The sequence below is a fragment of the Mesorhizobium sp. M0968 genome (assembly GCF_040319065.1).
Classification (GTDB): domain Bacteria; phylum Pseudomonadota; class Alphaproteobacteria; order Rhizobiales; family Rhizobiaceae; genus Mesorhizobium.
This window is the reverse complement of the sequence record NZ_JAMYNL010000079.1, coordinates 1-1,841: the sequence shown is the minus strand read 5'-3', so window position 1 is coordinate 1,841 and position 1,841 is coordinate 1. Positions and strand designations below refer to the sequence as shown.

The window sequence follows — 1,841 nt, the reverse complement described above, 5'->3', positions numbered from 1 at the left end:
AGGCGAGGAGGTCGCGTCGACCTTAATCAAGACGCTTCGGTGCGAGTGGATCCACGGCTTCATCGCCGACTTCTTCAACACTATCAACCCATCTCGGCCATTCGCGGCATGGCCAGAATGACTGAGTTTTACCCTAGTCTTCCTCCCGAGAATCCTGCAGCGAGGCATGGCGCAGATTCGTCCTCGCCGCGGACATGCTTCACGCGGCCGATCAGCCCCGGCTTGACCCATTGCGTCGCCGGCCATTTCATCCCGTTTGCCGCGGGCCCAGAATGCTCCTGTACCCGCTCCCAGAGGCGTTCCCGCATCTCCCGGTTCAAGGTGATAAAGTCGCTCCCGACATAGCGGCCTGTGCCACGCTCGGCCATTAGGGCGAAAGCCGGCTTTCCAGGTTCACGCTCGACGCCGAGCAACTCGTATTCATCGATGCTGTAAGCCTTGGTCTTGACCCAAGCCGTCGAATTGCCGCTCCGGTATTTGCTGTCCTTGCGCCTCGACACCATGCCTTCGAGCCCCGCCTGGTCTATCAGGTGGGAAGATCGCCTTAGCCTCGCCGGGAAGCGCCTGGCTGAAGTGGATACGGCCACCGTCCGGGATCATCTCGGCAAGGATCTCGCGGCGGTCCTCCAGCGCCATGTCGCGCAGGTCGTGACCATTGAGATGCAGAAGATCGAAGGCGACGAATAGAGGTCGTGCTGGCGTCGGGTGATGGCTTTCCGCAAGGCTCCGAAGTCAGACAGGCCAGTCTCGTTCAATACGACGATCTCACCGTCGATGATGGCGCTTTCCACGTCCAGTTCAGCGGCGGCCTTTGCGAGGGCGATGCCGATGGCGAAACTGTCCGAAGGCGACACGATCACGATGACTGGCGAGGTGACGCTTGTTCATGATGACGGGACCGTCACGGTTCGGCTTCACGGCTACGACGTTCTGGTGACGACGCGCGGGGAACACCTCGCCGAAATCCCGGACCTCTCCACCGCGTCCGCCCTCGGCAATCGCGACAGCATGCTTGGCTTTCGACACATCGACACCGACGTAAAAAACGTTATCTTGCTCCATGGCCCGTCCTTTCTTCGCTTGGGGCTCGGCTCGGCACTCCCGAGCAACCCCCGTTTGCTTAACAGCTGCAAAGACTAAGGGCGGGCCGCCGCTCAGACCACGGTCATAACGTCTATTAGCCATCGCAACCTTACCCGCCAAATCATCCTTATTGCGCCAATATTTGACGAGCTTCTTTCACACAGCTTTCGGAATCTCTCGAGTTTGGCCTTTTTCTCGAACTCGACCTTTTCCGCGGCCCACGTCTTGCGAGCACCGCCTTCGAGCAAAAACGCCACGGTAGGACGCGCCTTGGGCGACGGCGTACTCGTACTCCATCTGGGTGTAGCTCTTACCCCTCAACTCTGGGCCGTACGGCTCTGCTGCGATGAGTACGTATTGTCGTTGTCATCGATGCGCCGCTTAATTTAATCCCGTTGAGTGTCGTCGCTGGCTTGGAATGCCTCCATCCCACAGGAATATGCCCGAGGGTTAAGAACGGCCTCGAAGGCCGACCGTCTTTCGTCCACCAAATCGGCATAGGTCGAGCTGACGAAGATTTGGCATTTAACGTCCATGCGGCTTCACCCTTCGATCCGCCCTTGTAAGTCTGCAAGCAGGCTGGGGATAACGTTCCGTGCCCGCATCAAGAAGCCGACTCATGATTCTTGCAAGGGGTGAAGCGATCAAAGGCCGACCCGCGCGCTGGCACGCCAGGTTGCCCGGTTTGCCGGAAGGAATAATCACTTGCGGCCGAGGAGTATGAAACGTGCGGTGCCCCCCGCCGCAGCGACAGCCTT

General features: G+C 59.3%; 3 protein-coding genes. 1 reads left to right on the top strand and 2 read right to left on the bottom strand.

Annotation, left to right across the window (positions count from 1 at the left end; genetic code table 11):
- Positions 1 to 420 precede the first annotated feature (420 nt).
- The gene (locus tag NKH67_RS33935; RefSeq protein WP_353033091.1) at positions 421 to 636 is read right to left on the bottom strand and encodes a hypothetical protein; all 216 of its coding nucleotides are present in this window, start codon (positions 634 to 636) and stop codon (positions 421 to 423) included.
- Between the two features lie 72 nt (positions 637 to 708).
- On the opposite strand from NKH67_RS33935, the gene NKH67_RS34290 reads away from it, so the two are divergent.
- The gene (locus NKH67_RS34290) at positions 709 to 1,140 is read left to right on the top strand and encodes a hypothetical protein (RefSeq protein ID WP_502893854.1); all 432 of its coding nucleotides are present in this window, start codon (positions 709 to 711) and stop codon (positions 1,138 to 1,140) included.
- Between the two features lie 329 nt (positions 1,141 to 1,469).
- On the opposite strand, the gene NKH67_RS33925 is transcribed toward NKH67_RS34290, so the two are convergent.
- Entirely contained in the window at positions 1,470 to 1,619 is a 150-nt protein-coding gene (locus NKH67_RS33925; protein WP_353033089.1) for a DUF4062 domain-containing protein, read from the bottom strand.
- Positions 1,620 to 1,841: the final 222 nt, after the last annotated feature.